This window comes from Cupriavidus sp. 10L43_2, assembly GCF_056395265.1.
The window spans coordinates 18,540-43,217 of the sequence record NZ_JBFTJE010000007.1; the positions used below are offsets into that span (position 1 = coordinate 18,540).

Annotated in this window: 23 protein-coding genes; 9 read left to right on the forward strand and 14 right to left on the reverse strand. The window is 69.0% G+C overall.

The genetic code is table 11. The annotated features are described in order from the left end of the window. Positions 1–18 precede the first annotated feature (18 nt). Positions 19–918, reverse strand: coding sequence for a MurR/RpiR family transcriptional regulator (locus AC1DEL_RS12180; protein ID WP_092291757.1), 900 nt, complete (start codon positions 916–918; stop codon positions 19–21). Between the two features lie 182 nt (positions 919–1,100). On the opposite strand from AC1DEL_RS12180, the gene AC1DEL_RS12185 reads away from it, so the two are divergent. The 3 genes from AC1DEL_RS12185 to AC1DEL_RS12195 are packed head-to-tail and all read left to right on the forward strand — an operon-like array spanning position 1,101 to position 4,546. Beyond that, positions 1,101–2,426, forward strand: coding sequence for an aspartate aminotransferase family protein (locus tag AC1DEL_RS12185; RefSeq protein WP_477125788.1), 1,326 nt, complete (start codon positions 1,101–1,103; stop codon positions 2,424–2,426). Between the two features lie 15 nt (positions 2,427–2,441). Next, positions 2,442–3,290, forward strand: a complete 849-nt coding sequence (locus tag AC1DEL_RS12190; protein ID WP_218158018.1) for a beta-keto acid cleavage family enzyme — start codon at positions 2,442–2,444, stop codon at positions 3,288–3,290. 59 nt (positions 3,291–3,349) lie between these two features. Next, complete coding sequence (locus tag AC1DEL_RS12195) at positions 3,350–4,546, forward strand: pyridoxal phosphate-dependent aminotransferase (protein WP_477125789.1); 1,197 nt, start codon at positions 3,350–3,352, stop codon at positions 4,544–4,546. A gap of 132 nt (positions 4,547–4,678) precedes the next feature. Here the strand turns inward: AC1DEL_RS12195 and AC1DEL_RS12200 are convergent, their stop codons facing one another. From AC1DEL_RS12200 to AC1DEL_RS12220, 5 genes are read right to left on the reverse strand one after another with little or no spacing between them, the layout of a single operon-like run. Then, a complete protein-coding gene (locus AC1DEL_RS12200) occupies positions 4,679–6,103 on the reverse strand; it encodes an efflux transporter outer membrane subunit (protein WP_477125790.1) in 1,425 nt (474 codons plus the stop codon). A 9-nt stretch (positions 6,104–6,112) separates the two neighbouring features. Beyond that, on the reverse strand, positions 6,113–7,255 hold the full coding sequence (locus tag AC1DEL_RS12205) for an ABC transporter permease (protein ID WP_477159087.1): 1,143 nt from the start codon (positions 7,253–7,255) through the stop codon (positions 6,113–6,115). Continuing rightward, on the reverse strand, positions 7,252–8,238 hold the full coding sequence (locus tag AC1DEL_RS12210; RefSeq protein WP_477110353.1) for an ABC transporter ATP-binding protein: 987 nt from the start codon (positions 8,236–8,238) through the stop codon (positions 7,252–7,254). The genes AC1DEL_RS12205 and AC1DEL_RS12210 overlap by 4 nt, the downstream gene beginning before the upstream one ends. After that, positions 8,235–9,206 carry an HlyD family secretion protein gene (locus AC1DEL_RS12215; protein WP_477159088.1) on the reverse strand — a complete coding sequence of 324 codons (972 nt, stop codon included), beginning with the start codon at positions 9,204–9,206 and terminating at the stop codon, positions 8,235–8,237. The genes AC1DEL_RS12210 and AC1DEL_RS12215 overlap by 4 nt, the downstream gene beginning before the upstream one ends. Positions 9,207–9,222: 16 nt before the next feature. Continuing rightward, positions 9,223–9,927 carry a TetR/AcrR family transcriptional regulator gene (locus tag AC1DEL_RS12220; RefSeq protein ID WP_454756796.1) on the reverse strand — a complete coding sequence of 235 codons (705 nt, stop codon included), beginning with the start codon at positions 9,925–9,927 and terminating at the stop codon, positions 9,223–9,225. Positions 9,928–10,127: 200 nt separating this feature from the next. Here AC1DEL_RS12220 and AC1DEL_RS12225 point away from each other — a divergent pair, with 200 nt between their 5' ends. After that, positions 10,128–11,486 carry a carbohydrate porin gene (locus AC1DEL_RS12225; protein WP_477125792.1) on the forward strand — a complete coding sequence of 453 codons (1,359 nt, stop codon included), beginning with the start codon at positions 10,128–10,130 and terminating at the stop codon, positions 11,484–11,486. A 13-nt stretch (positions 11,487–11,499) separates the two neighbouring features. Here the strand turns inward: AC1DEL_RS12225 and queF are convergent, their stop codons facing one another. Next, complete coding sequence (gene queF / locus AC1DEL_RS12230; RefSeq protein WP_092291773.1) at positions 11,500–12,333, reverse strand: NADPH-dependent 7-cyano-7-deazaguanine reductase QueF; 834 nt, start codon at positions 12,331–12,333, stop codon at positions 11,500–11,502. Between the two features lie 10 nt (positions 12,334–12,343). Beyond that, positions 12,344–13,933: a threonine ammonia-lyase, biosynthetic gene (gene ilvA, locus AC1DEL_RS12235; RefSeq protein WP_477125793.1), complete on the reverse strand. Its 1,590-nt coding sequence runs from the start codon at positions 13,931–13,933 to the stop codon at positions 12,344–12,346. A 251-nt stretch (positions 13,934–14,184) separates the two neighbouring features. Between ilvA and otsB the strand changes: the two genes are divergently transcribed. The 3 genes from otsB to AC1DEL_RS12250 all read left to right on the forward strand — a co-directional run bounded on the left by otsB (position 14,185) and on the right by AC1DEL_RS12250 (position 18,309). Then, positions 14,185–14,997, forward strand: a complete 813-nt coding sequence (otsB, locus tag AC1DEL_RS12240) for a trehalose-phosphatase (protein ID WP_092291777.1) — start codon at positions 14,185–14,187, stop codon at positions 14,995–14,997. Positions 14,998–15,125: 128 nt separating this feature from the next. After that, entirely contained in the window at positions 15,126–16,883 is a 1,758-nt protein-coding gene (locus tag AC1DEL_RS12245; protein ID WP_092292137.1) for a glycoside hydrolase family 15 protein, read from the forward strand. A 31-nt stretch (positions 16,884–16,914) separates the two neighbouring features. Further along, positions 16,915–18,309 carry an alpha,alpha-trehalose-phosphate synthase (UDP-forming) gene (locus AC1DEL_RS12250; RefSeq protein ID WP_092291779.1) on the forward strand — a complete coding sequence of 465 codons (1,395 nt, stop codon included), beginning with the start codon at positions 16,915–16,917 and terminating at the stop codon, positions 18,307–18,309. A gap of 132 nt (positions 18,310–18,441) precedes the next feature. On the opposite strand, the gene AC1DEL_RS12255 is transcribed toward AC1DEL_RS12250, so the two are convergent. From AC1DEL_RS12255 to AC1DEL_RS12275, 5 genes are read right to left on the reverse strand one after another with little or no spacing between them, the layout of a single operon-like run. After that, positions 18,442–19,059: a nucleotidyltransferase family protein gene (locus tag AC1DEL_RS12255; RefSeq protein ID WP_092291781.1), complete on the reverse strand. Its 618-nt coding sequence runs from the start codon at positions 19,057–19,059 to the stop codon at positions 18,442–18,444. Continuing rightward, complete coding sequence (locus tag AC1DEL_RS12260; protein WP_477125794.1) at positions 19,056–20,117, reverse strand: XdhC family protein; 1,062 nt, start codon at positions 20,115–20,117, stop codon at positions 19,056–19,058. The genes AC1DEL_RS12255 and AC1DEL_RS12260 overlap by 4 nt, the downstream gene beginning before the upstream one ends. After that, positions 20,090–20,653 (reverse strand): SRPBCC family protein, encoded by a 564-nt coding sequence (locus AC1DEL_RS12265; RefSeq protein WP_092291785.1) that lies wholly within the window; start codon positions 20,651–20,653, stop codon positions 20,090–20,092. The genes AC1DEL_RS12260 and AC1DEL_RS12265 overlap by 28 nt, the downstream gene beginning before the upstream one ends. Next, positions 20,644–21,873 carry a vWA domain-containing protein gene (locus tag AC1DEL_RS12270; protein WP_477125795.1) on the reverse strand — a complete coding sequence of 410 codons (1,230 nt, stop codon included), beginning with the start codon at positions 21,871–21,873 and terminating at the stop codon, positions 20,644–20,646. The genes AC1DEL_RS12265 and AC1DEL_RS12270 overlap by 10 nt, the downstream gene beginning before the upstream one ends. 4 nt (positions 21,874–21,877) lie before the next feature. Continuing rightward, entirely contained in the window at positions 21,878–22,774 is an 897-nt protein-coding gene (locus AC1DEL_RS12275) for an AAA family ATPase (RefSeq protein ID WP_092291789.1), read from the reverse strand. 105 nt (positions 22,775–22,879) lie between these two features. Here AC1DEL_RS12275 and AC1DEL_RS12280 point away from each other — a divergent pair, with 105 nt between their 5' ends. Together AC1DEL_RS12280 and AC1DEL_RS12285 are read left to right on the forward strand one after the other, a co-directional pair. After that, entirely contained in the window at positions 22,880–23,314 is a 435-nt protein-coding gene (locus AC1DEL_RS12280) for a T6SS amidase immunity protein Tai4 family protein (RefSeq protein WP_218158019.1), read from the forward strand. Continuing rightward, on the forward strand, positions 23,311–23,814 hold the full coding sequence (locus AC1DEL_RS12285) for a type VI secretion system amidase effector protein Tae4 (RefSeq protein WP_255370712.1): 504 nt from the start codon (positions 23,311–23,313) through the stop codon (positions 23,812–23,814). The genes AC1DEL_RS12280 and AC1DEL_RS12285 overlap by 4 nt, the downstream gene beginning before the upstream one ends. Positions 23,815–23,873: 59 nt before the next feature. Here the strand turns inward: AC1DEL_RS12285 and AC1DEL_RS12290 are convergent, their stop codons facing one another. Beyond that, the gene (locus tag AC1DEL_RS12290; protein ID WP_477105508.1) at positions 23,874–24,674 is read right to left on the reverse strand and encodes an FAD binding domain-containing protein; all 801 of its coding nucleotides are present in this window, start codon (positions 24,672–24,674) and stop codon (positions 23,874–23,876) included. Between the last annotated feature and the right edge of the window lie 4 nt (positions 24,675–24,678).

The following is a 24,678-nucleotide window of genomic DNA, read 5'->3' on the forward strand; positions in this document are numbered from 1 at the left end:
GTCCGAAAGACGGCCGGCTTAGCCGCGCTGGGCGGGCAGGTAGGCGCCGGTGCGGTGGAGCTGGCCCTCGGTCTGCTCCAGCGCGCGAATCGCACCCTTGCCCTTGCGGGCCAGCAGTTGCTCGACCAAGGCCTCGACCATCGCCACGCCAGCCGTGATCGACGGGAAGAAAGACGGGCTGTCGATGGCGAACAGCAGCGTGCAGTCCGCCTCCAGCGCGATGGGCGCCACCGTGCTGTCGGTCAGCGCCACGACCTTGCAACCGGCCTCCCGCGCGGCCGAGGCCACGCGCAGGCTCTCCTGCGAGTACGGCGCGAAGGCGGTGACCAGCACCACGTCCTTGGCGGTCAGCGCGCGCAGCTCCATCTCCAGCGTGCCGGCGTCGCCGCGCACCAGGTGCACCGAACTGCGGAACAGCCGGTAGATATAGTGGAACGTGAACGCGATCGGGAAGCACGAGCGGAAGCCGGCCACGTAGACATTGGGCGCCGCCGCGAGCAGGTCGGCGGCCTGCGGCAGCGTCTCGGCATTGTTGGCCAGCAGGGCGTCCAGGTTGTGATGCTGCACCTCGATCATCTCGGCCAGCATCCGGTTGGAGCCGCTCTCCTTCACCACCTTGCGCGCCCGCTTGGCGTAGGGCTGCGCGCCCTGGTCGCGCATCGCCTCCATGAACAGCTCGCGCAGGCCCTGCCAGCCTTCGAACCCGAGCGACTGCGACAGCCGCACAAGTGTCGCTGGCTGCACCCCGGCGTTGGCGGCCACCTTGCGCATCGAGTGGAGCGCGATGTCGTGCGGATGGTCGAGCAGGTAGCGCGCGCCGCTCTGGAACTGCGCGCTCAGCGTCGGGAAATCGGCGCGGAGCTGGGTCAGCAGGGCATCCAGCGAGAGGGGCGAGGCAGGGGTGGTGTCAGGAGACATGGGCGATGGCGGAACGCGGAATGCAACGATTGTTGCACAGGTCGGCGCCCCGTCCCCACGTCGATTGCTGGATCGAGTGTTTCTTTTTCATCGATCAATGAAACACATGTTGCAAAGAGGGTGCGCTTGTTCCTATACTCGCACCTGACTTCGGCGCCCCGCACAGGACAGCTTCTTCCATCATGACGCACGTATTCCATCGCAATCCCAAGCAAACCATGCCCGTGGCCGTTGGCGGCCAGGGGATCGAGCTGATCGACAGCACCGGCCGCCGTTACCTGGATGCCTCCGGCGGCGCGGCGGTGTCGTGCCTCGGCCACGGCCACCCGCGCGTGGTGGCGGCCATCAAGGCGCAGGTGGATACGCTCGCCTACGCCCACACCTCGTTCTTCACCACGGAAGTCTCCGAGACACTGGCGCGCACGCTGGCCGAGGCCGCGCCGGGGGATCTCGATCACGTCTACTTCGTCTCGGGCGGCTCGGAGGCCGTGGAGGCGGCGCTGAAGCTCGCGCGCCAGTATTTCGTCGAAACCGGCCAGTCGGCGCGCCGCCACTTCATCGCGCGCCGCCAGAGCTACCACGGCAACACGCTCGGCGCGCTGGCGATTGGCGGCAACGCGTGGCGGCGCGAGCCGTTCCTGCCGCTGCTGGTGCCTGCGCACCATGTGTCGCCGTGCTATGCGTACCGCGACCGGGCCGCCGGCGAGACGGACGCCCAGTATGCGCAACGGCTGGCGGACGAACTCGAAGCCAAGATCCTCGAACTGGGGCCGGAGAGCGTGGCCGCCTTCGTCGCCGAAACCGTGGTCGGCGCCACGGCCGGCGCGGTGCCGCCGGTGGGCGACTACCTGAAGCGCATCCGCGCCGTGTGCGACAAGTACGGCGTGCTGCTGATCCTCGACGAGGTGATGTCGGGCATGGGCCGCACCGGCCACCTGTTCGCCTGCGCGGAAGACGGCGTGGTGCCGGATATCGTCACCATCGCCAAGGGCCTCGGCGCCGGCTACCAGCCGATTGGCGCGATGATGTCCACGCGCCGCATCTACGAAGCCATCGTCGGCGGCAGCGGTTTCTTCCAGCACGGCCATACCTATATCGGCCACGCCACGGCCTGCGCGGCGGCGCTCGCCGTGCAGCAGACCATCGCCGAGGACAATCTGCTCGATAACGTGCTGGCGCGTGGCGAGCAGTTGCGCGCGCGGCTGCGCGAGGCGCTGGGCGATCATCCGAATCTGGGCGATGTGCGTGGGCGCGGGCTGTTCGTCGGCGTGGAGTTCGTGGCCGACCGCGCCACCCAGGCCACGCTCGACCCGGCCCGCAAGACCCACGCGGCGCTCAAGCGCACGTGCATGGCGCACGGCGTGCTGGTCTATCCGATGGGCGGCACCGTCGATGGCGTGCACGGCGATCATGTGCTGTTTGCGCCGCCTTTCATCTGCACGGCGGCGGACATCGACAATATCGTGGACCGTTTCGCGCAGGCCGTGGGCGTGGTCCTGCCCGCTTGAGATTGAGATACCCCCATGACTGAAGACATCCTGCGCCGTCCCTTCGCGCTGGCCGTGGCGCCCAACGGCGCCCGCAAGACCCACGCGGATCACGCGCGGCTGCCCATGACCCCGGACGAACTGGCGCAATGCGCCCGCGAATGCGTGGAGGCCGGCGCCGCCATGATCCACCTGCACGTGCGACGCGCCGATGGCACGCACAGCCTGGAGGTGGCCGACTACGCGCCGGCCATCGCGGCGGTGCGGCAGGCCGTGGGCGACGCGCTGGTCCTGCAACTGACCACCGAGGCCGTCGGCATTTACCAGCCGGCCCAGCAGATCGCCACCGTCCGGGCGCTGCGCCCCGAGGCGGCGTCCGTGGCCGTGCGCGAACTGGTGCCGGACCCCGCCGCGCTGCCGGTCGCCGCCGAGTTCTTCGGCTGGATGCACCGCGAGCACGTGGTGGCCCAGTACATCCTCTACGACGCCGCCGACGTGCACCGCTACGCCGCGCTGCGCGAAAGCGGGGCGATCCCGGCCGGGCGCCACTGGGTGCTGTTCGTGCTGGGCCGCTATTCGGCGGGACAGAAGTCGACGCCGGCGGACCTGCTGCCGTTCCTCGCCGCCTGGCGCGAGACCGGCCTGGAAGGCACCGGCGTGGAATGGGCCGTCTGCGCGTTCGGCAAGCAGGAAGCCGACTGCGCGGCCACCGCCGTGATGCTCGGCGGCCACGCGCGCATCGGCTTCGAAAACAACATGGCCCTGCCGGATGGCGCTACGGCGCCGGACAATGCGGCGCTGCTGCGCGCCGTGGCGTCGCCGCTGGGCGGGCTGGGCTATGGGGCGATGACGGCCGCGCAACTGCGCGAGCGGTTCGCAGACTGACGACTTTCGCCGTTTCCGCTACGCTGGCGGCTTCATCGTCCCTCACCCCCGGAGCACCGATGTCCCAGCCGCCTGTTTCCCCTGCCACTGCGCCGCTGGCGCGAGACACCGTGCGCAGCCTGCGCGCGTCGCGCATCCGCGAGGTGGCCAACGCGGGCATCGGCCTGCCCGATGTACTGCCGTTCTGGTTCGGCGAGTCGGATCAGGTCACGCCGGCATTTATCCGGGATGCCGCCAGCCAGGCGCTGGCGTCCGGCGCCACGTTCTACACCCACAACCTCGGCATTCCGCCGCTGCGCGCCGCGCTGGCCGGCTATGTGAGCCGCCTGCATGGCGACACGCCGGTCGGCAACGTGGCCGTGACCAGCGCCGGCGTCAACGCGCTGATGCTGGCCGCCCAACTCGTCACCGGCCCCGGCGACCGCGTGGTGGCCGTGACGCCGCTCTGGCCCAACCTCGTCGAGATCCCGCGCATCCTCGGCGCCACGGTGGAAACGGTGACGCTGGACTACGGCCCACACGGCTGGGCGCTCGACCTGGACAAGCTGCTCGCCGCGCTGACGCCGGGCACGCGCGCGGTGATGATCAATTCGCCGAACAATCCCACCGGCTGGGTCATGCCGCGCGCCGCCCAGCAGGCCGTGTTCGACCACTGCCAGCGGCACGGCATCTGGATCATCGCCGACGAGGTCTACGAACGGCTCTACTACGGCCCGGAAGGGACCATCGCGCCGTCCTTCCTCGACATCGCCCCGCGCGAGGCTCGCGTGATTGCCGTCAACTCGTTCTCCAAGGCATGGCTGATGACCGGCTGGCGCCTCGGCTGGATGGTGCTGCCGGCGGCGCTGATGGACGACCTCGGCAAGCTGGTGGAATACAACACCTCCTGCGCGCCGTCGTTCGTGCAGGAAGCCGGCGTGGTGGCGGTGACCGAAGGCGAGGCGTTCACGCAGGATCTGGTGCAGCGCCTGCGCGGCGCCCGCGATCACCTCGTGGGCGCACTGTCGGCGCTCCCGGGCGTGGACGCCCACGCCCCGGAAGGCGCGATGTACGTCTTCTTCAAGCTGGCCGGCGCGACGGACAGCCTCGCGCTCTGCAAGCAACTGGTGCGGGAAGCCCACCTCGGGCTGGCCCCCGGCAGCGCGTTCGGGGATGAGGGCGAGGGCTTCGTGCGCTGGTGCTATGCGTGTGACGTGGAGCGGCTGGATGAGGGGGTTCGGCGGTTGAGGGGGTTTTTGGCGGCTGGACTTCGCTGAAGCGCTGGCCCTCTCCCCCGGCCCCTCTCCCAGAGGGAGAGGGGAGCTAACCGAGGGCCTATCAAAGGCTGTCTGGGGTCTCCCCTCGCCCGCTTGCGGGAGAGGGGCCGGGGGAGAGGGCAGGCGTGTCAGTCACTCCCATCCCCCGCCCAGCGCCTGCATCAGTGCCGCCGAGTCCGCCAGCCTTGCGGCGGTGGCCTGGGACAGGTCGAGGGCGGCCTGGCGGGATTGGCGCTCGGCGTCCAGCAGGGTGAACTGGCTGACGCCGCCGAGCCGGTATTGCTCCGTGACGATGACCAGCGTGCCGCGCGTCTGGCGGGCATTGTCCTCGCGGGCCTGGAGCGTGGCGGCGTCGGCGTCGAGCGCGCGCAGGGTATCGGCCACGTTCTGCAGGCCTTGCAGCACCGCCTGCTGGTAGGCGCCGAGCGACTGCTCGTAGGCCGCCTCCTTGGCCCGCTTGCGGGCGCGCAGCTCGCCGCCATGGAACACGGGCTGGACCACGCCGGCCGCCAGGCTCCACACATTCATGCTGCTGAACAGGTCGCGCGCGCGCATCTCCTGCGTGCCGCCGCTGGCCGTCAGCGTGATCTGCGGATAGAGGTTGGCCGTGGCCACGCCGATATCGGCCGATGCCTGATGCAGCAGCGCCTCCGCCGCGCGGATGTCGGGGCGGCGGCGGGCCAGTTCGGCGGGCAGGCTGACGGGCAGCGTCTCGGGCAGGGTCAGGTCGGCGAGCCCGAATTCGGGCAACTGCGCGCTGGCCGGGGTCTGGCCGAGGTAGACAGCCAGCTGGTGCCGCGTGACATCGATCTGCTGGGAGAGGCCCGGAATCAGCGCCTGCGTCTGCGCCAGTTCGGCCTGCTGGCGCTGTACGTCCACGCGCGCCACGCCGCCCACCTTGAGGCGCTCGGTCATGATGCCGAGCTGGCGGCGCTGCGCGTCGGCCATCGCCACGGTATCGGCCAACTGGGCGCGCAGCCCGGCTTCGCGGATGGCGGCGGTCACCACATTGGCGGCCAGCGAGAGCCGCGCGGCCTCGAGTTCGTAGCGCTGGTAATCGACAGCCGCCTGCAGGCCTTCGAGTTCGCGCCGCTGCCCGCCGAAGAGGTCCAGCGCGTAGGAGACCTGCACGCTCGCGTTGTAGAGCGTGAACGGGCCGGGGCTGGGAAACTGGGTGATGCCGACCGAGGTCAGGTCCACCTGCTGGCGCGTGGCGTTGAGCGAGGCATCGACAGTGGGAAACCGCGTGGCGCCGGTGCGCGCGTTGAGGTTCTCCTGCGCCTCCCGCAGCCGCGCGCGGGCCTGCGTGAGCGTGGGGCTGGCTTCCAGCGCGGCGCGCACGGTGGCGTCGAGCTTGTCGCTGCCGAACAGGGTCCACCATTGCTGGGGCAGGTCCCCCGGCACGAAGGACTGGGACTTGCCCAGGGCCGGCACGGTCGCCACCGGCTGGGGCCCCGGCGTGTAGCGCGCGTCGGGCACGGCATCGGGGGACTTGAAATCGGGGCCGACCGCGCAGCCGGCCAGCGAGAGCAACAGGACAAGCGAGAAGACTCGCATGGCATCCCCTCAGTCGAGCGTGCGCTTGTAGAAGCGCACCGCGATGGTCATGACGATGGCCGTGAACAGCGCCACCGGCCAGACGTTCGGCCACAACTCCAGCCAGCCGCTGCCCTTGAGCAGGATGCTGCGGATCATCCGGTTGAAGTAGGTCATCGGCAGCACGTTGCCGATCCACTGCGCCCACGTCGGCATCCCGGCGAACGGGAACATGAAGCCGGACAGCAGGATGTTGGGCAGGAAGTAGAAGAACGTGAGCTGCACCGCCTGGAGCTGGTTCTTGGCCAGCGAGGACAGCGTGATGCCCACCGTCAGGTTGGCCGCGATGAACAGCAGCGCCGCCAGGTACACGCCCACCACCGAGCCGAGAAAGGGCACCTGGAACACATAACGCGCCGCCAGCAGGATGATGGTGGACTGGATCAGGCCGATGAAGATGTACGGCACGATCTTGCCCGAGATGACCTCCAGCGGCTGCACCGGCGTGGCGAGCAGGTTTTCCATCGTGCCGCGCTCGCGTTCGCGGGTCATCGCCAGGCCGGTCATCATCACCATCGTCATGGTCAGGATCACGCCCATCAGGCCCGGGACGATGTTGTACTGGGTGATGCCCTCGGGGTTGTAGAGGCGCTGCACGTTGACGTCGAAGGCGGGTTTGCCGCCGGCCAGCGGGGCCAGCGCGCCCTTGAGGTCGATGCGCGCCACGCTGACCGGCAGCTGCGCCAGTGCGCCGATCGCCGGGCCGGTGGCCGAGGGGTCGGTGGCGTCGGCCTCGACCAGGATCTCGGGGCGCTCGCCGCGCAGCAGCTTGCGCGAGAAATCGGTGGGGATGCTGACCACGAACTGCACGTCGCCGCGCAGCAGCGCCTCGCGCCCGGCGGCCTCGTCCGGCAGGGTGCGCACCACGCGGAAATAGGTGGTGTTCTCCAGCGCGTGGACGAAGGTGCGCGAGARGTCGCTATGTTCGGCGACGATCACCGCAGTCGGCATATGGCGCGGGTCGCTGTTGATGGCGAAGCCGAACAGCAGCAGCTGCATGATCGGCAGGCCGACGATCATGCCGAAGGTGATGCGGTCGCGCCGCAGCTGCAGGAATTCCTTCAGCACGATGCTCCACCAGCGCTGGACGGAGAAGCGGGCGTTGGCGCTCACGATTGCCCCTTCGCTGGCTTGGCGGACTTGCCCGGCTGCGCCGCCATGTTGTCCTGGGCACCGCTCATCATGTGGATGAACACGTCCTCCAGGCTGGTTTCGGTCAGGTGGATGCGGTGATGCGCGCCGGCGTAGCGCTTCAGCGTCTGTTCGAGCTGGCCGGCGTCCTTGCCGGTGACGTGCAGCGCCGTGCCGAAGGCCACGGTCTGGTCCACGCCGGGCCGGCCCTGCAGCTGGGCGGAGAGCGCGGCGAGGTCGTCGCCCTCCACGCTCCACGTGGCCAGGTCCTGGCTGGCCACCACCTCCGCCGACGTGCCCTGCGCCAGCAGCCGGCCATAGGCGATATAGGCGAGCTTGTGGCAGCGCTCGGCCTCGTCCATATAGTGCGTGCTGACCAGCACCGAGATGCCGCGCGCGGCGAGCTGGTGGAGCTGCTCCCAGAAGTCGCGCCGGGCCTTGGGATCGACGCCAGCGGTGGGTTCGTCGAGCAGCAGCAGCTTGGGTTCGTGCAGCAGGCACGCCGCCAGCGCCAGCCGCTGCTTCCATCCGCCCGACAGCGAGCCGGCGAGCTGCGCGGCGCGCGATTGCAGGCCGAGGTCTTCCAGCGCGCGGTCCACGGCCTCGCGGCGATTGGGCATGGCGTAGACGCGGGCGACGAAGTCGAGGTTCTCGCGGATCGACAGGTCTTCCCAGTAGGAAAAGCGCTGCGTCATATAGCCGACGTTGCGCTTGATCTCGGCGGCCTGCTTCAGGATGTCGAAGCCCAGGCAGGTGCCCGAGCCCGAGTCCGGCGTCAGCAGCCCGCACATCATGCGGATGGAGGTGGTCTTGCCGCTGCCGTTCGGGCCGAGGAAGCCGAAGATCTCGCCGCGCGCCACCTGCATGGTCAGGTCGTTGACCACGTGCTTGTCGCCGAAGCGCTTGTTCAGCCCCTTGACGTCGATCGCCAGCGCGCCGTTGGCGCGATCCTCGGTGCCGTTCATGACTGCGCCACCTCCACGGGCTGGCCGGGGCGCAGCTTGGGGGCGTCCTCGGGCGTGGGGCGGGCCTCGATCAGGAAGACCAGCTTGCGGCGCGTTTCGTTGCTGTAGATGACGGGCGGCGTGAACTCGGCCTCGTTCGATACATAGGTGATCTTCGCTGCGACAGGCGCCGCGCAGCCGTCGCAGCGGATCTGCACCGACTGGCCGTTCTTCAGCGCGCCCACCGCCGCCTCGGGCACGTAGAAGCGCACCTTGACGTTGCCGGGCGGCAGCATGCGCACCACGGGGCTGCCGGCAGGCACCCATTCGCCGGGGCGGTAGGGCACGTCGTAGACCAGCCCGGCGGCCGTGGCGTTGACCGRCTTGCGCGAGAGCTTCCATTCGGCCTGCGCCAGCGCGGCACGCGCGGCCTCTACCTGGGCCTGCTGGGCGGCGAGCTGGTCCTTGCGGCCGGGCAGGCGGGCCACGTCGATGTCCCGTTGCAGTTCGCGCACGCGCGCCGCGTCCGCATCGGCGGTGGCGCGGGTCTCATCCAGCTGCGCGCGGGAGATGCCGCCGATCTCGAACTGCGCCTCGTCGCGCTTGCGCTGGGCCGCACTGCGCGTGGCCTGGGCGCGAGCCTGCGCCAGCTGGGCCTGGTTCACGGCCACTTCCACGGGCCGCTTGCCGATCTGGATATCGGCCAGTTGCGCCTCGGCCACGCGCACCTGCTCGGCGGCCTGCTGGCGCGCGGCGCGTTCGTCGTCGGATTCGAGCACGAACAACGGCGCGCCGGCGGCGACCTGCTGGCCGCGATCGACGGTCAGCTTTTCCAGCCGCCCCGCGAAGGGCGACGCCACGGCGACGAATTCGCCCTCGACATAGCCTTGCCAGGTGACGGGCTTGTCGTTGCTGCAGGCGGCCAGCGCGGCGCAGGCGGCGAGCAGGAGGAGGCACTGCAGGAGGCACTGCGGAAGGCGGGAGGGCATGCGCGGCTCCATGGCGTTAGGTCGACGAGGGGGATGCAGGTGCGGACAGCCCGTGGGCCAGCAGGGCGGTCACGTGGCGCACCAGCGTGTCGGTGTCGATGGCTTCCGCGCCGGGCAGGCGCTGCCAGATATGGGTGGTGGCCAGCGGCAGCAGCGTGAGGCCGATCAGCGAGACCATGACCAGCGCCGGCTCCAGGCCAGGATTGAGCTGGCCGCGCGCCTGCGCCGCCATCAGCGGGCCGGTGATCAGCGTGGCGCGCTGCATGGCCACGCGCTGCACCAGCCGTTCGCGCAACTGGCCCTCGACGCCGACGATCTCGCGGATCCACAGCCCCGGGAACCACGGCGTGGCCGACGCCACCCGGATCAGCCGCCCCGCGAGACCCTGGATCAGCGTGCCGACATCGGGTGGCGACCCCTCGCCGGCGGGCGGGGCGCCGCTGAAGACCTGATCGACCAGCGGCAGCAGCCGTTCCTCGAACACGGCTTCCAGCAGTTGCTCGCGCTCGCGGAAGTAGTAGTGGACCAGCGCCGGGGTCACGCCGGCTTCGGCGGCAATCGCCTTGGTCGATGTGGCGGCTACGCCATGCCGGGCGAACAGGGTTACGGCCGCCTCGATCAGGCGGTCGCGCTGGCCGGCATCGGCGCGGGCGACGGGGCGCCCCGGGCGCCGGGCGTCAGGGCTGGGTGTGGATGTTGGGGATGGTGGCTTGGTCGGCATGGGCGTGGCACTTCGTATCGGCTGAATATTAATTTTCGAATTAATTAATTCAAGGCGCGTTACAAAGTCGCCGGATGGGGGAACCGTGCCTTTCTTGTTGCGTTGCAGCAATCACGGTAGACACGTCAGAAGCGGTTGGCTATGCTTCGCGCCAGTCTCGGATGGCCGCTGTGGCGCATCCGTCCCAGCCGAATTTCCCGATGCCGCGTTTCCGACTGATGGCCTGCGCCGGCCTTGCCTGGGCGACGCTGGCCACTGCGCCGGCCGCGTTCGCCCAGGACGCCGCCGCCGCCCCTGTTGCCGCTGCCGAGCCCGACACCGAAAGCCCGTTCGCCATCCACGGGCAGACCACCTATATCTGGCAGCGCAAGCCGTCCTTCGGCGCCGCGTACTCGGGCGAGAACAGCCTGACCACCGAGCGCGCCAAGAGCTACTCGTTCACGGGCACGCTCGACCTTGGCCTGCGGCTGTGGCAGGGCGCCGAGTTCCATTTCAACCCGGAAGTGGCGCAGGGCGTGCCGTTCTCGGACCTGCATGGCCTGGGTGGGCTGTCCAACGGGGAGCTGGCCAAGACGGCCAGCACCAGCCCGAAGTTCTATCGCGCGCGCGCCTTTATCCGCCAGACCTGGGGCCTGGGCGGCGGGGACGAAAAACTCGAATCGGATTTCAACCAGTTCGCCCGCACCGTGGACAAGCGCCGCGTGGTGCTGACCGCCGGCAACTTCGGCGTGATCGACGTATTCGACCAGAACCCCTACGGCTCGGACCCCCGCACGCAGTTCATGAACTGGTCGTTCATGACGCACGGCTCGTTCGACTATCCGGCCGATTCGCGCGGCTATAACTGGGGCGCGGCGCTGGAGTACATCGGCGACGGCTGGTCGGCGCGCTTCGGCCATTTCCTGCTGCCGCTGGAGTCGAACGGGCGCGAACTGGACACCCGGCTGTTCGAGCACTACGGCGACGTCCTCGAGCTGGAAAAGCGCTACACGCTGGCCGGCCGCCCGGGGCAGGCGCGGCTGCTGCTGTGGCGGAACAAGGCCAATATGGGGTCGTTCAACGACGCCATCGCCTACGGGCAGGCCAATGGCGTAACGCCGGACCTCGCCGCCGTGCGGCGCGAGCACAGCAAGCTCGGCATCGGCGTGGCGATGGTGCAGGAGGTGACCGATGCGCTGGGGGTGTTCTTCCGCGCCAATATGTCGGACGACAAGACCGAGACCTACGCCTTCACCGAGATCGGCCGGCAGGTGGCCGGCGGCGGCACGCTGAAAGGCAAGGCCTGGGGGCGGCCCAATGACGAGGTGGGCGTGGCGGTGGCGGCGAACATGCTCGGCTCATCGCACCGCAACTACCTGGCGGCAGGCGGCCTGGGCGCGTTCCTGGGCGATGGCGCGCTGCGCTACGGCCCGGAGCAAGTGTTCGAGATTTATTACAGTTTCGCGGTCTGGAAGACCCTGAGCCTGAGCCCGGACTTCCAGTACATCCGCAATCCCGGCTACAACCGGGACCGCGGACCCGCCAAGTTCTACGGCATCCGCGCGCACGCGGAGTTCTGACTGGCGGCTTGCCTTACTGGCGCGCGTTGCGCCGGTTGTCCGGCCACGGCGTGTTGAAGTTGGTGCGGAACGGGTTGATGTCCAGCCCGCCGCGCCGGGTGTAGCGCGCATAGACGGCCAGCTTCACCGGTTTGCACATGCGCAGCACGTCCGCGAAGATCCGCTCCACGCACTGCTCGTGGAACTCGTTGTGGTTGCGGAACGAGATCAGGTACTTGAGCAGCCCTTCCTGGTCGATCGGCGCACCCACGTAGCGGATTTGCACGCTGCCCCAGTCCGGCTGCCCGGTGACCAGGCAGTTCGACTTCAGCAGGTGCGAGACCAGCGATTCCTCCACCGGCGTCTCATCCTGATCCGCCGACAGCAGGGTCGGGTCCGGCTCGTAGATGTCGGTCTCGATGTCCAGGCGGTCCAGCAGCAGCCCATCCAGCTCGCCCATCTTCTGCGTGCCGAGGTCCGCCTCGGTGACCAGTCGCACCTGCACCGTGCCGCCGGTGGCCTCGGAGAGGTCGTGGTGCAGCAGTTGCTGGAGCGCCTCGGCCGAGGCGACCTTGCTCTGGTTGAACGAGTTCAGGTACAGCTTGAACGACTTCGACTCGACGATATTCGGCGTATCGGCCGGAATGATGAAGGTCGCCAGCGCCACCTGCGGCTTGCCCTTCAGGTTCAGCCAGGACACCTCGTAGGCATTCCAGATATCCACGCCGAAGAACGGCAGCGCGCGCCCTTCGGCCAGGCCGATCTCGGTGCGCTTGGGCTGCCGGGGAATCGGGAACAGCAGCGTCGGATCGTATTCGGTCTTGTAGGCCGAGGGCTTGCCCAGCGGCGAGTGTTCGGGGAGCGTCATGATCGCGATCTCAGGACAGGAACAGCTTGTAGACCGGGTTGTCGGTCTCGTCCCAGTGTACGTAACCCAGCGTGGAAAGGAAGTCGCGGAAGGCGCGCTTCTCGTTCTTCGGCACCTGGATACCCACCAGGATGTTGGAGGCGTCGGCGCCCTGGTTCCGGTAGTGGAACAGGCTGATGTTCCAGTTCGGGCTCATGCTCGACAGGAACTTCATCAGCGCGCCCGGGCGCTCGGGGAATTCGAAGCGGAACAGCAGTTCGTCGTGCGCCAGCGGCGAGCGGCCGCCCACCATGTAGCGGATATGCTGCTTGGCCAGCTCGTTGTTGGAGAGGTCGAGCGTATCGAAGCCATGGCGGCGGAAGTTGGCGGCGATCTTGTCGCTCTCGGCGCGGTCGGCGATCTGCACGCCCACGAAGATGTGCGCCACGCCCTGGTCGGCGATGCGGTAGTTGAACTCGGTCACGCTGCGCGTGCCCACCTGCTCGCAGAAGCGCTTGAAGCTGCCGCGCTCCTCGGGAATCGTCACGGCGAACACGGCCTCGCGGGCTTCGCCCACCTCGGCGCGCTCGGCCACGAAACGCAGGCGGTCAAAGTTCATGTTGGCGCCGCAGGCAATCGCCACGAGCTGCTCGCCCTTGAGCTTCTCGCGCTCGGCGTAGCGCTTCAGGCCGGCCACGGCCAGCGCGCCGGACGGCTCGAGGATGCTGCGGGTGTCCTGGAACACGTCCTTCAGGCCGGCGCAGATCTCGTCGGTGTCCACCAGGATGATCTCGTCCACCAGTTCGCGCGTGATGCGGAAGGTTTCCTTGCCCACCAGCTTCACGGCGGTGCCGTCCGCGAACAGGCCCACATCCTTCAGTTCGATGCGCTTGCCGGCTTCCACCGAGCGCTTCATCGCGTCCGAGTCGAAGGTCTGCACGCCAATCACCTTGATCTCCGGCCGCACGGCCTTGACGTAGGCCGCCACGCCCGAGATCAGCCCGCCGCCGCCAATCGCCACGAAGATGGCGTGGATCGGGCCCGGGTGCTGGCGCAGGATCTCCATGGCGATGGTGCCCTGGCCGGCGATGACTTCGGGATCGTCGAACGGGTGGATGAAGGTCAGCTTTTGCTTCAGCCCCAGTGCCGCCGCGTGCTGGTAGGCGTCGCTGTAGGACTCGCCGTGCAGCACGATCTTGACCCAGTCGCCGCCGCGTTCGCGCACCGCATCGATCTTCACCTGGGGGGTGGTCGTCGGCATCGCAATAATCGCCTTGCACTGGAGCCGCGCTGCCGACAACGCCACGCCCTGCGCGTGGTTGCCGGCGGAAGCGGCGATCACGCCACGCTTCAGCTCGTCGGGCGTCAGCGACGCCATCTTGTTGTATGCGCCGCGCAGCTTGAACGAGAACACCGGCTGGGTGTCCTCGCGCTTGAACCAGACCGCGTTGCCGGTGCGGGCCGACAGCGCGTGCGCGTAGGTCAGCTCGGTTTCCTGGGCGACGTCGTACACCTTGGCGGTGAGGATCTTGCGCAGGTAGTCGGGCGTGGCGGCGCGGGGGGCCTTGGCGGCGCGGGCTGGCTTGGCGGGTTTTGCAGTCTTGGCGATCTTGGCGGTCATGATGGGCAGGGCAGGGGCGCGGCAGGGGCGCGGGCAAAAAAAGCCGGAAAATTCGGCGGAAACCGCCAATGATAATGGATGGCGCCCATCCGGGCGGCGCTGGCGTGACGCGGGCGGAACGTGCCCGGCAGCGCCGTGCTGGCGCGTGGTGTGTCGGCGCGGGTGCCGAATGCGCCACAGCCGCGCCGGGCCGCGATGTAGGACAGCATCGGGTGGACGCTCGTCAAACACACGTGTTACGGTTTAACGCGATGCCCCCGCTACCCCTAATCGAACCCCATATCGCGCTGTTCCTGGACTTCGACGGCACGCTGGCCGACCTTGCGCCGCGCCCCGACCTGGTGCAGGTAGAGCCCCAACTGGTTGGCACGCTGCGTGCGTTGCATACCTGCCTGGACGGCGCGCTGGCCATCGTCTCGGGCCGGCCTGTTGCCGAGCTCGACCATTTCCTGCAACCGTTGCGCTTGCCTTCCGCCGGGATCCACGGGGCGGAATTCCGCCATGGCGGCGAACGGGTCGTCACGCCGCCCGCGCCTGGCATCGGCGCCTTGCTGCCGAAGCTGGAAGCGCTGGTGGCCCGGCATCCCGGGCTGCAACTCGAACGAAAATCGGTCGCCGTGGCCATCCACTACCGGCAGGTGCCGGAACTGGAGCCGCTGGTGCGGGCCGCCGTGGCCGACGTGCTGCGCGACGCGGCCGGCCTGGAGGCGCTGCCCGGCAAGATGGTCGTCGAGATCAAGCCGGCTGGCGTGGACAAGGGCGATGCCATCGCGGCCTTCATGCGCTCGCCGCCGTTTGCGGGCCGCATGCCGCTGTTTGCCGGCGATGACGTGACCGACGAGGCCGGATTCGTCGTCGTGCGTGAGTTGGGCGGCGTGGGCCTGCTGGTGGGCCAGCGCGCCACCGCCGCCACGGCGGTGCTGCCCAACCCCGACGCCCTGCGGGCCTGGCTGCACGAATCGGCCCACGCCCTGACGCACTGGATGGCCACCCGGGGCGATGCCCCGGAAGCGGCGCCCAAGGAACCCATCATCACACCGACGCTAAGGGAGGATTCGTTGTGAACCAGCCTGCCACTGATCACACCGATGCCGCCGATGCCGCCAACGTCGGGCGACAGCCCGAGGCGCCGGCAATCAACACCGACTCGGACACCTCGTGCCGCTACGCCGACCCGTCGCTCTCGCTCGGCATGATCGGCAATTGCGGCTTCTCGGCGCTGGTCGACGGCCGGGGCCGCATCGTCTGGTGCTGCATGCCGCGCTTCGACGGCGACCCGGTCTTCAACGCCCTGCTGGACCCGAGCGAGAACGCCGGCCACTGGGCCATCGAGATCGAGGACTTCCTCGAAGCCAAGCAGTGGTATGAGCCGAACACGGCCATCCTGCGCACGCAGCTGATCGACAAGCACGACAACTGCCTCGAAATCACCGATTTCTGCCCGCGCTTCTTCCGCCTTGGCCGCTATTTCCGGCCGCTGACGCTGGTGCGGCGCATCCGCCCGGTGCGCGGCGCGCCGCGCGTGCGCGTGACCGTGGCGCCGCGCTTCAACTGGGGCCGCAACAAGCCGCAGATGACGCGCGGGAGCAGTCATGCGCGCTTTATCGGCGAGGACATGACGCTGCGCATGACCACGGACGCGCCGCTGGCCTACGTGCTCTCGAACACGCCGTTTCTGGTCACGCGCGGCTACAACTTCATCCTCGGCCCGGACGAGACGCTGGCGCAGGGCGTGGAGGAAACTGCGCGGGACTTCGAGCAGGAAACCACCTCCTACTGGCGGCTCTGGACGCGCCGCCTGGCGGTCCCGCGCGAGTGGCAGGAGGCGGTGATCCGCGCCGCCATCACGCTCAAGCTGTCTCTGTACGAGGAAACCGGCGCCATCGTCGCCGCCATGACCACCAGCATGCCGGAGGCGCCCGGCAGTGGCCGCAACTGGGATTACCGCTTCTGCTGGCTGCGCGACGCCTTCTTCGTGGTGCGCGCGCTGAACAGCCTGTCCGAAGTCGGCACGATGGAGGACTACCTGCGCTGGCTCTCCAACGTCGTGATGCAGTCGCAGGACGGCCATATCCAGCCGCTGTACGGCATCGGGCTGGAGCGTGAACTGCCCGAGAGCATTCTCGATCACCTGCCCGGTTATCGCGGCATGGGGCCGGTGCGCGTGGGCAACCAGGCGCAGGAGCACTTCCAGCACGATGTCTACGGCAACGTGGTGCTCGGCGCCGCGCAGGCCTTCCACGACCATCGCCTGCTGCACCGGGGCGGGCCGGCCGAGTATGCGCGGCTGGAGGAAGTCGGCGAGCAGGCCGTGCGCGTGTTCGGCACGCCGGACGCAGGTATGTGGGAGCTGCGCACCCGGGCGCGCGTGCACACCTCGTCGGCGCTGATGAGCTGGGCCGCCTGCGACCGGCTGGCCAAGGTGGGCGAGGCGCTCGGGCAGCCGGCGCGCGCCGCCTACTGGCACGACCACGCCAACCGCATGAAGAAGCAGATCCTGGACGAGTCCTGGAACGAGTCGCGCCAGGCCTTCGCGGAGAGCTTCGGCGGGAAGGAACTCGACGCCAGCGTGCTGCTGATGGCCGAGGTCAACTTCATCGACCCGAAGGACCCGCGCTTCGTCTCCACGGTCAAGGCGCTGGAAGCCTCGCTCTGCGACGGCCCGTACATGCGCCGCTACGAGGCGCCCGACGACTTCGGCAAGCCCGAGACCGCGTTCAATATCTGCACGTTCTGGCGCATCGACGCGCTGGCCCGCATCGGCCGCCGCGACGAGGCGCGCGAGATCTTCGAGGCCATGCTGGCCTCGCGCAACCCGCTGGGGCTGCTCTCGGAAGACACACACCCGGTCACCGGAGAGATGTGGGGCAATTTCCCCCAGACCTATTCGATGGTCGGCCTGATCAACGGCGCCATGCGGCTATCTGCCCCGTGGGATTCGGTGATCTGACGACAGGATTGGCAACAACAAGAAGCGATCTATGGGAAGACTTGTAGCGGTATCGAACCGGGTCGCCGATCCGCGCAACCACGCGGCGGGCGGCCTGGCCGTGGCGCTCTCGGAGGCGCTGAGCAAGACCGGCGGCCTGTGGTTCGGCTGGAGCGGTCGCGCGGTGGAACCCAGCCACGGCGGCACGCCGGGCGAGGGCGAGCTGCACATCTCGCAGGCCGGCAACGTGACGCTGGCCACGGTGGACCTGAGCCGGGAAGACTACGACGCCTACTACCTGGGCTACAGCAACGGCGTGCTCTGGCCGGTGTTCCACTACCGGCTCGATCTGGCCGACTTCGACGCGGGCGGCAACCTGAACGCCTACCGGCGCGTGAACCAGCTGTTCGCGCGCAAGCTGGCGCCGCTGCTCAAGCCGGACGACGTGATCTGGATCCACGACTACCACCTGATCCCGCTCGCGGCGGAGCTGCGCGCCATCGGCTGCAGCCAGCGCATCGGCTTCTTCCTCCATATTCCGCTGCCGCCGCCGCTGATTCTCGCGGCCATCCCGCAGCACGAGTGGCTGATGCGGGCGCTGTTCGCCTACGACCTGCTGGGCTTCCAGAGCCAGGCCGATCTTGACCACTTCTCCCGCTACGTGCAGGGCGAGGCCAGCGCCGAGCCGATGGGCGAGTACCGCTTCCGCGCCTTCCACCGCACGGTGCGCGCGCAGGCGTTCCCGATCGGCATCGACGTGGACGAGTTCATCGACCTGGGCCGCGGCGACGAGGCGCGCGAGACCTACGAGATGATGCGCCACCAGTACGCGCGGCGCCGGCTGCTGCTCGGCATCGACCGGCTCGACTATTCGAAGGGGCTGCCGCAGCGGCTCAAGGCGTTCCAGGTCTTGCTGGCGGAGTACCCCGAGAACCGCTCCAGCGCCACGCTGATCCAGATCGCGGCGCCCTCGCGCGAATCGGTCGATGCCTACGCCGACCTGCGGCGCGACATGGAGGGCATCACCGGGGCGATCAATAGTGAATATGGCGAGCTGGACTGGATGCCGGTGCGCTACATCCACCGCTCCACCTCGCGCCGCCGGCTGCCGGGGCTGTGCCGCGCCAGCAGCGTGGCGCTGGTCACGCCGCTGCGCGACGGGATGAACCTTGTGGCGAAGGAGTACATCGCCGCGCAGGACCCGGAGGATCCGGGCGTGCTGGTGCTGTCCCGCTTTGCCGGCGCGGCGGAGCAGCTCAAGGAAGCGCTGCTGGTGAACCCTTACGACACGCGCGCCACGGCGCAGGCGGTGCAGCAGGCGCTGCACATGCCGCTGGCCGAACGGCGGGCGCGGCACGAGAAGCTGCTTGAGCGCATCCGCCAGCAGGACGTGCACTGGTGGAGCCGGGAGTATCTGCGGACGCTGATGGAGACCGAGGGCGGTTGAACGGTCGGGGCTGCGTCATGGCGCTGGCCCTCTCCCCCGGCCCCTCTCCCGCAAGCGGGCGAGGGGAGCAAACCAACGGTGTTCTCCCCTCTCCCTCTGGGAGAGGGGCGGGGGAGAGGGCAGGCGTAGCTACTACCGCGAACGCGGGGCCAGATCGCCCGGTGTGTCGATGTCCCGGAACGGGCCGTCGTCCTCGGTCAGGATGCGGGTGACCGGCTGGTCGGTCAGCAAGGCGCGTGCGCCTTCGTCGCCGTCCAGCTTCAGCAGGGCATCGCGCCAGGCGGCGCCGAAGCCGACCGGGTGGCCGCGCTTGCCGTCGCGCCACGGCGCGGCGATGGTTTCCGGCGTGGTGATGGTCAGCGCCACGGCGCGGACCAACTCCATTGGCAGCCACGGCATGTCCGCCAGCGCCACCACCCAGCCGCGTGCCTCGGCAGTCGCCGCCACACCGGCGCGCAGCGCCACGCCCATGCCAGCCTCGGCATCGGGCGCTTCCACCACGCGGCAGCCGCCGCGCCGCAGTTCCTCGGCCAGGGCCGCGTTGCCGGGCCGCACCACCGCAATCGAGTTCGGCAGGGCTGCCGCCAGCGTGCGCGCGCTGCGCCACGCCACGGTGCGGCCGTCAGGCAGTACCTCCAGCAGCTTGTTGCGCGTGCCGGTGGCATCGAAACGCTTGCCGAAACCAGCGGCGAGCAGGATGCCGACCGGCAGGTCGGTCGGCGTGAGCGGGGCGCGTGCGGGCTTCTTCATGATTGCGTGGCCGTCGCCGTCGCCGTGGCCGTGGCGGGCAGCACAGGACATTCCGCCTCGCCCGCCGCGATCTCGCGTGCGGCCTTGGCACCTTCCACCTGGAGGATGTCCGGCAGCGAAACGTGGTTCTTGGCGGCGATGACCTCGGCCAGGATCGAGATGGCAATCTCGGGCGGCGTGCGGCTGCCGATATAGATGCCGACCGGGCCGTGCAGCCGCGCCAACTGGAGTTCGGTCAGGTCGAACTCCTTGAGGCGCTCGCGGCGCGCATGGTTGTTGCGGCGCGAGCCGAGCGCGCCCACGTAGAAGGCCGGCGTGCGCAGCGCCTCCATCAGCGCCAGGTCGTCGAGCTTGGGATCGTGCGTGAGCGCGATTACCGCGCTGCGCTCGTCGAGCTTCATGTCCATGACGGTGTCGTCGGGCATCGTGCGTACCATCGCCACGCCGGGGATGTCCCACGTCTCGGTGTATTCCTCGCGCGGGTCGCAGACGGTGACATGGAAGCCCAGCCCCACGGCGATCTGGCACAGGTACTTCGATAACTGCCCGGCGCCGATCACCAGCATGCGGTAGCGCGGGCCGTGGATGGTCAGCAGCTTGTCACCGTCGAACGCCAGGCCGTCCGTGGCCTGGGCGGGGCCGAGCGTGGCGGCGCCGGTGGCCAGGTCGAGCGTCCGCGCGACCAGCCGGCCGCTCTCCACGGCATCGAGCAGGTCGGCGATGCCGCTGGCGGCCTTGAGCGGCTCCGCCACCAGTTCGATGGTGCCGCCGCAGGGCAGGCCGAAGCGGTGGGCTTCCTCGGCGCTGATGCCGTACTTGATCGCCTCCGGGCGGCTGGCGTGGATCCCCTCGCGCCGCACGCGGTCGATGATGTCGTCCTCGATGCACCCGCCCGAGACCGAACCGACCACAAGGCCGTCATCGCGCACGGCCAGCATCGCGCCTTCGGGGCGGGGCGACGAGCCCCAGGTTCTCACCACCGTCACCAGCAATACCCCGTGGCCTTCCTGTTGCCACCGCACGCTGCTCTTCAGGACTTCGAGATCCACGCTGTCCATGATCGTTTCCGCTTCTCGCTACCTTGTTGCTCATCGCCGCCGTCCGCTTGCGCGGCGTCGGCTTCCTCGTTGACGTCCTGGCCTTCGGCTTCCTTGCCGCCGCTCACCGCCTCGGTGAAGCGCGTGAAGAAGGCCTCGGCCAGCTTGCGCGCGGCGCCATCCACCAGCCGCGAGCCGATCTGCGCGATCTTGCCGCCCACCTGGGCGTGCACCACATAGGTCAGGTCGGTCTCGTCGCCTTGATCCACCAGTGAAACACGGGCGGTGCCCTTGCCGAAGCCGGCCGCGCCGCCTTGCCCGTCGAACTGGATCGTATAGCTTTCCGGCGCCTGGATGTCCGTCAGCGCCATGCGGCCCTTGAAGCGCGCCTTGACCGGCCCCACCGCGGCGGTCATCGCCAGCAGGTAGGCGTTTTCGCCATCGGGCTCGATGCTCTCACATCCCGGAATACATTGCTTGAGGACGTCCGTGTCGTTCAAGGCCCCCCATGCCACGTCGCGGGGCACGGGTAGGCGCTGGGTCTGGGTCATCTCCATGGGGGGCTTCCTTTGGGGGTTGCGATGAAGGGCCGGCGCGCGTCGTCCGCGAGCAGGGATTCGAGCGCGAACAGGCTGTCGAGGTTGTGCGCGGGGCGCAGGGCGTCCACGTGCGGCAGGATGGCCTGCATGCCGCGCGCCTGCGGCGAGAAGCCGGCGTAGCGCAGCAGCGGATTGAGCCAGATGATGCGGTGCGCAAAACGGCGCAGGCGCGCCATCTCGGCGTCGAGCAGGTCGATGTGTTCGAGGTCGATGCCGTCGCTGACCAGCAGCACCGTGGCGCGGCCGGACAGCGTGCGGCGTGCCCACTGGCGGTTGAACTGCGCCAGCGCCGCGCCGATGCGCGTGCCGCCGGCCCAGTCGCGCACCTGGCCGGTGATCAGGTCGACGGCTTCGTCGGGATCGCGCTCGCGCAGCGCCCGCGTGACGTTGGTCAGCCGGGTGCCGAACAGGAACACGTGCATGCGCTCGCGCGACTGCATCAGCGCGTGGCAGAAGTACAGCACCGCGCGCGAGTACTGGCTCATCGATCCCGAGATGTCGAGCAGCAGCACCACGGGCGGCTTGCGCTCGGCGTGCTTGCGGTATTTCCAGCGCAGCCATTCGCCATGCTGGCGCACGGCCAGCCGCGCGCTGGCGCGCAGGTCGGCGTGGATGCCGCAGGCCGCCGCGCGCAGCCGGCGCGTGCGCTGGAGCGCCAGGTGGGCACGCCGCGTACGCACGAGGTGCTGGAGCGCGCGCCATTCCTCGGCGGTCAGCGTCTCGAAATCGCGCTGGGCCAGCCGCTCCTGATCGGAAAACGTCAGCGGGGCGGTGAAGCGCTCCTCGCGGGCGGGCTGGCCGGGGGACGGAGGCGGCGGCTGGCGCGCGGCAAGCGCATCGGCGAGCCGGTTGCTGCGCTTGGGCGGCGGCGCGCCGGCATCGACGCGCGGCAGCAGCATCGCGCGCATCTTGCCTTCCCAGTCCGGGTCGCGCCAGAACAGGTCGAAGGCGGCATCGAACAGTGGACGCTGGTCGGGGCCGGACAGCACCAGCGCGGCCAGCGCGGCGCGCACCTCGCCGCGCGCGCCAATGTCGATATGGCGCAGCGCGTCGAGCGCATCCACGGCGTGGGCCGGCGACAGCCCGAAGCCGGCATCGCGCAGCAGCCGCATGAAATGCGTGACGTTGCGCGCGAGCATGGGGAGGGCCGGGGTGGGGTGCAGCATGGGGTGCGGCATGGCGCTAGCGCTCCGGCGGGGCGCCAGCGAGCAGTTCGGCCACCGTGGGGCCATCGGCGCGGGCGAGGTCGTCCTGGTATTTCAGCAGCACGCCCAGCGTGTCGCGTACCGACTGCGGGTCCAGTTCGGTCACGCCCAGCGCGGCCAGCGCGCGGCACCAGTCGATGGCCTCGGCGATGCCGGGCGCCTTGAACAGGTCGATGCCGCGCAACCGATGGACGAAGTCGATCGCCTGATGCTGCAGCGCCGCGGCCGCCTCGGGCGCGCGGGCGGCCACGATCTCCAGCTCGCGCTGGCGGTCCGGGTAGCCCATCCACTGGTAGAGGCAGCGCCGCTTGAGCGCGTCGTGCACCTCGCGCGTGCGGTTGGAAGTGACCACGATCAGCGGCGGCCGCTCGGCCCGCACGACGCCGATCTCCGGAATCGACACCTGGTATTCGGACAGCACTTCGAGCAGGAAGGCTTCGAACGGCTCGTCGGCCCGGTCGATCTCATCGATCAGCAGCACGCGCGGCACGCCCGGCGCAGCGGGGTCGGGCAGCAAGGCTTCGAGCAGCGGGCGCTTGAGCAGGAAATCGTCGTGATAGAGCGACTGCTGCTCGGGCCGCTCGCCACGCGCCTCCGCCAGCCGCAGCGCCATGATCTGGCGCGGGTAATCCCATTCGTAAAGCGCGCTGGCGGCATCGAGCCCTTCGTAGCACTGCAGCCGCAGCAGCCGCGTCCCGAGCGCCGCCGCCATGGCCTGCGCGAGCGCGGTCTTGCCCACGCCGGGCTCGCCCTCCAGGAACAGCGGGCGCTGCATGCGCAGGGCGAGATAAAGCACGGTCGCCGTCTCGCGGTCGGCGAAATACTGCTGGCGGTGCAGCAGGGCGGCGGTGTCGTCGATGGAGGCGGGGAGCATGGGTTCAATTTAGTCGATTTACGATTTTCATGGGCAGAAGAAGGCGGTAGAAGCGCCTCTGGTGCGTGATGTCATGCACTGCAACCGCTCTTCCTGGAGACACTCATGCTTCGAATCCGTTGGCTCATGCTGGCTTCGTGCGCGGCCTGGGCCCTAACCGCGAATGCCAAGGCGCCCGACACGCACGCGTCCGACGCGCAGGGTCGAACGTACGGCCAGAATTACAAGGACATGGTGCTGGCGCGCTGCATCGCCAGGGCATACGAGGGCGACGCAGCCGCATCGGCAGACGCCGGCCAGACGGCGGATGAACTGAGCGCATCCCTCTACTACGACATGGCATCAAGTATTGATGCGATCCCGCCCCTCGTCGACCAGTTCCTGGCACGCGACTACCGCAATCCACGGCTGAAGGCCCATTCCATGGGCCAGCAATTTCGTCTGTTGAAGTGCCTGGACCTCTATCACAGCAGGGCGCTTCAGGATCAGGTCAAGCGCCACGTCCCGAGGCCGAACCAGACCCACCGACAGGAGCCATGATGACGAGACCTTCCTTTCATGCGGCATGGGCTGCGGCCAATCGCATCTACGATCCCTCCAATTCCTCTGTGCGCGTGGCGAACGTCATTGGCGGTATGGTGAAGCGCAACATCCTGCACCCGGATCCGAAGCAACGTTGGGAGAACACCTGCGCCGTGCGCATCAGTTATGTCCTAAACCAAACTGGCGCACGAATCCCATTTGTCAAGAAGGAAACCGTCTCCGGCGCCGATGGCAGCTGGTACTTCTATCGCATCGAGAGGGTGCTCGACTACCTCAAGGTGCGATGGGGCCGGCCGGAAGTGGTTGCGCATCCGCCTTCCCACGGCGGCGCGTTGGCCGGACAACAAGGGTTACTGGTGTTCGAAATATCGGGCTGGACGGACGCCAAGGGACACGCCACCTTATGGGACGGCACCCACTGCTACGACAAGTGTTACTTCAACAGCGCCGCCGCGACCTATCGGACCGACCGCGCCAACTTCTGGCGCCTGCCATAGCCGGATAGGGCAGGCTGTTGGCTCCCCATCCCGGATGGATGGGGGGCCACAGCCTAGCATCACCCCTTCAACGCCTGCTCCACCGCCCTTGCTGTCAGCACCGGAATCAGATGCGCGCGGTATGCCGCTGACGCGTGCAGGTCCGTGTTGAGCCGGGCGGCGTCCACCTTTACCGCGCGGGCGGCGGCGGGGGTGAAGCTGGCGGTCAGGGCCTGTTCCAGGTCGGGGGCGCGGTAAACGCTGTCTGCCGCGCCGGTGATGGCCACGCGCACCAGTTTGCCGGTGCGCGCCACCATCACGCCGACCAGCGCGAAGCGCGAGGCCGGGTTGCGGAACTTGATGTAGGCGGCCTGGTCCGGGGTGGGGAAGCGGACCGCCGTGATCAGCTCGTCGGGGGCGAGCGCCGTTTCATAGAGCCCCTTGAAGAAGCTGTCGGCGGCGATGTTGCGCCGGTCGGTGACCACGGTGGCGTTGAGGCCGAGCACGGCGGCGGGGTAGTCGGCGCCGGGGTCGTCGTTGGCCAGCGAGCCGCCGATGGTGCCCATCGCCCGTACCTGACGGTCGCCGATGCCATTGGCCATGGCCGCCAGCGCCGGGATGCGGCGCAAGACTTCCGCATGGGCGGCCACGTCGGCATGGCGCGCGGCGGCGCCGATCACCAACTCGTCGCCCTCCACGCGGATGTCCGCCATGCCCGGGATGCGCGACACGTCCACCAGCATGCTGGGCGCCGCGAGCCGCAGCTTCATCGCCGCGAGCAGGCTCTGGCCGCCGCCCAGGAACTTGGCGTCGGCGTCGGCCTGGAGCTTGGCCACGGCGGCCTTGGCATCCGTGGCGCGTTCGAACTGGAATGCGTACATGATG